This window comes from Pantoea sp. GbtcB22 (assembly GCF_019091025.1).
GTDB classification, from domain to species: domain Bacteria; phylum Pseudomonadota; class Gammaproteobacteria; order Enterobacterales; family Enterobacteriaceae; genus Pantoea; species Pantoea leporis.
Genome location: NZ_JAGXKB010000164.1, coordinates 1 through 275, shown reverse-complemented (window position 1 = coordinate 275; position 275 = coordinate 1). Strand labels below are relative to the sequence as shown.

At 59.6% G+C, this 275-nt stretch carries 1 protein-coding gene; it reads right to left on the bottom strand.

Going from position 1 to position 275, the window contains the following annotated elements; all coding sequences use genetic code 11:
* Positions 1 to 275: AbgT family transporter (locus KVT28_RS25060; RefSeq protein ID WP_217550863.1), on the bottom strand; the 275-nt coding region annotated here is incomplete at both ends.

Here is a 275-nt window from a genome sequence, read left to right as displayed (position 1 = left end):
GCCAGAATCGACCAGATCGCCGACCCGCGGGCGATAAACATGCACAGGAACGCCGACAGGAACACCAGGCCCATAAACGCCGGTGCGCCGCTGATGCCCGCGCTCTCCAGCACATCGGTCAGGCCGATGGCCATAATCTTGCCCATGTTGCTCCAGTTGAAGAAGGCCACGAACTGCGACAGCGGAAACACCATCACAATAAAGGCCGCCATGCTCTTCATCGGATCCACCAGCAGCTGCGGGATATCATCCGCGCGGCGAATCTGCTTGGTTAC